This window comes from Actinomadura soli (assembly GCF_005889715.1).
GTDB classification, from domain to species: Bacteria; Actinomycetota; Actinomycetes; order Streptosporangiales; family Streptosporangiaceae; genus Spirillospora; species Spirillospora soli.
On the sequence record NZ_VCKW01000461.1, the window covers coordinates 1 to 3,563 of the forward strand.

Here is a 3,563-nt window from a genome sequence, read left to right on the forward strand (position 1 = left end):
GGTTCGGTCGGGGTGGGGCGGGCGCCCGCCCCACCCCGACCGAACCGGCCGAGCCAGACAAACCGGCCGACCCGAGCGCGTCTGGTGAAGCCGACGCGCCCGGTGAAGCCGACGAGCCGGATGATGCGGCCGAGGCCGACCGGCGTGGCACCCCCGGGTCTGAGACCGATGAACCGGACAAGCCGGACGCGGAGGTCGTCGCGCCCAGCGGGGCGCTGAAGCCCGAGAAGCTCGACGAGCCCGCCGGGGAGCGCGACCCGGCCACCGGCGCCCCGGTCAATCTCCCGGCGCCCACGGCGCCGGCCTCGGGCGTGCCGGTGACGCCCGACCCGGACGCGCCCGACCCCGCGCACGACGTCGAGCAGCGCAGGCGCGAGGCGGGCGTCGACCACCGCTTCCCGTTCGGACGGCCCGGCGAGCCGCTCGGCCGCGCCCACCCGTTCGTGTTCGGGTTCACCGCCGCGCTCGGCGTCATCACCGCGTGGCTGCTGGTGCAGGCCGCGTCCAACGCCAAGTCCGTGATCGTGATGATCGTCGTCGCGATGTTCCTCGCGGTCGGGCTCAACCCGGCCGTGGAGCGGCTGCGCAGGTTCGGGCTGCCGCGGAGCGCCGCGGTCGCGGCGGTGTTCCTGGTCGTGATCCTGTTCTTCGCCGGATTCGTGGCCTCGCTCGTCCAGCCGGTGTCCGAGCAGGTCACCGAGCTGCGCAAGAACATCCCCGAGTACGTCGAGCAGTTGCAGGAGAACAAGACGCTCGCCAACTGGGACAAGCGTTACGGGCTGCTGGACCGTGCCGAGGAGACGGTCAAGGGCGAGGACTTCCAGAAGAGCCTCACCGACATCGCCACCGGGATCGGCAAGGTCGCCGTCAGCGGCGTCTTCCAGACGGTCACCATCCTGATCCTGACGCTGTACTTCATGAGCTCGCTGCCGCAGATCAAGACGTTCTTCTACAAGCTGGCACCGCGCTCCCGACGAGCCAGGGTCGCGCTGCTCGGCGACGAGATCCTCGACCGGATCGGCGGCTACGTCGCCGGGCAGTTCACGATCGCGTTCATCGCGGGCACCATCTCGTACATCTTCCTGGCGGTCCTCGGGGTGAAATACGCCCTCGCGCTGGCGCTGATCGTCGCGGTGACGGACCTGATCCCGCTGATCGGCGCGACGATCGGCGCGGTCGTGGTGTGCCTGGTCGCGTTCCTCACGGGGGACGTCACCGACCTGATCGTCTGCGCGATCTTCTACCTGATCTACCAGCAGGTGGAGAACTACGTGGTCTACCCGCGGGTGATGAAGCGGACGGTCGACGTCCAGCCCGCGGTGACGATCGTGGCGGCGCTGGTCGGCGGGGCGCTACTCGGCGTGGTCGGCGCGCTGCTGGCGATCCCGACCGCGGCGGCGATCTCGCTGCTGATCCGCGAGATCGTCGTGCCCCGCCAGGAGACGATGTAGCCGGTCAGTGGCTGGTGCGGGCCAGGGCGGCGGCGAACTCGGCCACGGCCTGGTTGAACAGGTCCGGCTGCTCGACGGCGCACAGGTGGCCGGCGCGCGGGATGACGAGGAGTTCGGCGTTCGGCATCGCGTCCGCCATGGCGCGGGCCTCGTCCTCGGTGGCCAGGGCGTCCTCGTCCCCGATCAGCACGAGCGCGGGGACGCGGAGGCCGCGGAGCGTGCCGAACGCCTCGGGACGTCCCGCCATGGCGCGCTGCGCCCACGCGGCGGCCTTCGGCGGCGTGGCCTGGACGAGCCCGCGGACGCGCCCGTAGATCAGGGCGCGCTGCCGGTACGTGGTGGGTCCGACGAGCGCGGGCAGCACCTCGTCCACGAGGACCAGGGTGGTGCCGTCGCCGTCGAGCCGGTCCGCCTGCCGCAGCCGGTTCTCCCGGACGGTCCCGGTGTCGGCGGCGGCACGGGTGGCGGCCAGCACGAGGCCGAGGACCAGGTCGGGATGCCGCCGGCACAGCGCCATCGCGACGTAGCCGCCCATGGACAGCCCGCCGACCACGGCCCGCCGGACGCCGAGCCGCCGGAACAGTCGGGCGACGTCGTCGGCCATCGCGTCGACGGACGGGTCGTCGTCGCCGAGCCGGGAGCCGCCGAAGCCGCGCAGGTCAGGCGTGATGACCCGGAACCGGTCGGCGAGCCCCTCCCGCTGGGCGAGCCACATCGCCGAGGAGAGCGGGAACGCGTGCAGCAGGACGAGCGGTGTGCCGGAACCGACGTCCCTGGCGTACAGCTGCACGGTCATCGGCGGCCCTCCCGGACGGCGCCGCCGAGGGCCGCCGTGAACGCGACGGCCGGAACGCGACGGCCCCACCATCGTTTACCCGTTATGCGGGAAACGTGACGGAAGTGGCCGTGACCGGCCGCATGCTGTTACTTGCCCGATTCATCCCATTCGATGGGGAGCGGGGCGGCCGCCGGGGCGACCCGCTTCACGATCTCGTTCAGCACGATCCGCACGTACGGCTCGCCCACCCACAGATGCTTGGCGTTGTCGACCGCGATCACCTCGGCCTGCGGGACGCGCTTGAACCGCTCCCGCGCCTCCGCCGGACGCAGGAAGTCGTCGAACTCGGGGACGAGCGCCACGAGGGGCCGTCCGTCGGCGCCCCAGGCGTCCAGGTCGGCGTCGCCCGCGCGCTTCAGCGGCGGGGACAGCAGGATCGCGCCCTCGACCAGCGGGTCGCGCCCCCACTTCAGGGCCAGCTCGGTCCCGAACGACCAGCCGAGCAGCCACGGGCGCGGCAGATCGTGGTACTCGGTGTACTCCAGCGCCGCCGCCACGTCGAACCGCTCGGTCTCCCCCTCGCCGAACTCGCCCTGGCTCGTGCCGCGCGCGGACGTCGTCCCGCGGGTGTTGAACCGCAGCACCGCGAGTCCGGCGAGCGCGGGTAGCCGGTAGGACGCCTTGCGCAGCACGTGGCTGTCCATCATGCCCTCGGCCGTGGGCAGCGGATGCAGGCAGACCAGCGTCGCCACCGGCGGCCGGTCGACCGGCAGGGCCAGCTCACCGACCAGCTCCAGGCCGTCGGACGTGTGCAGCGTGATCTCCTCACGCCGCGCCGGCAGCACGGTGGCCGCCCTGATCTCAGCCATGAATCTCCTTAGTAGCGGGGCGCGTCGCGCGAGCGCCGAACTCTGGGCGAGCGCCGGGACCGCGCCTGCCAGCAGGGACGATGCCAGTGCCGCCGGTGCTCGCCGCCCTGGTCGTCCGCCCGCCATGCGACCACGTGCCCGACGCCCGGCGGGATCTCCTGATCGCATCCGGGGCACCGGTACGCCTTGCCCGAGCCCGCCCCGGACACGGCCCGGACGATCCATTCCCCGTCCGGCCCCTCCTCGGTCTCCTGAGCCCACGACCCGCCCCCGCCGCCCTGGGCTGGACGACCGGACGCGGCACGACGATTCTTCCGGGGGCTCACCCCACCAGGATAGGAACAGTGCTGGCCCAGAGGGGCGACCCCCTGGAACCCCCGTCACGATACGGGGACCCCGCTGGGGGGCTTGGCTAACGCAGCCCTATCCCTGCTGTGGTGTGTTCTACGAGGAGTGGGGTGGGGG

The 3,563-nt window shown here is 72.4% G+C and carries 4 protein-coding genes; 1 reads left to right on the plus strand and 3 read right to left on the minus strand.

Annotated features, from left to right (window positions below; all coding sequences use genetic code 11):
- The coding region (locus ETD83_RS40575; RefSeq protein WP_230421519.1) for an AI-2E family transporter at positions 1-1,451 on the plus strand (1,451 nt) is incomplete at its 5' end.
- 4 nt (positions 1,452-1,455) lie between these two features.
- Here ETD83_RS40575 and ETD83_RS40580 read toward each other — a convergent pair.
- The 3 genes from ETD83_RS40580 to ETD83_RS40590 form a co-directional block, all read right to left on the minus strand.
- Complete coding sequence (locus ETD83_RS40580) at positions 1,456-2,247, minus strand: alpha/beta fold hydrolase (RefSeq protein ID WP_138650565.1); 792 nt, start codon at positions 2,245-2,247, stop codon at positions 1,456-1,458.
- 128 nt (positions 2,248-2,375) lie between these two features.
- Positions 2,376-3,098, minus strand: coding sequence for an alpha/beta hydrolase (locus ETD83_RS40585; RefSeq protein WP_138650566.1), 723 nt, complete (start codon positions 3,096-3,098; stop codon positions 2,376-2,378).
- Positions 3,099-3,106: 8 nt separating this feature from the next.
- On the minus strand, positions 3,107-3,424 hold the full coding sequence (locus tag ETD83_RS40590) for an ATP/GTP-binding protein (RefSeq protein ID WP_138650567.1): 318 nt from the start codon (positions 3,422-3,424) through the stop codon (positions 3,107-3,109).
- Positions 3,425-3,563 lie beyond the last annotated feature (139 nt).

Excerpts from the sequence above, each read along its gene's own strand:
- ETD83_RS40580 (WP_138650565.1), bottom strand. The coding sequence starts at position 2,247 with ATGACCGTGCAGCTGTACGCCAGGGACGTCGGTTCCGGCACACCGCTC.
- ETD83_RS40585 (WP_138650566.1), bottom strand. The coding sequence starts at position 3,098 with ATGGCTGAGATCAGGGCGGCCACCGTGCTGCCGGCGCGGCGTGAGGAG.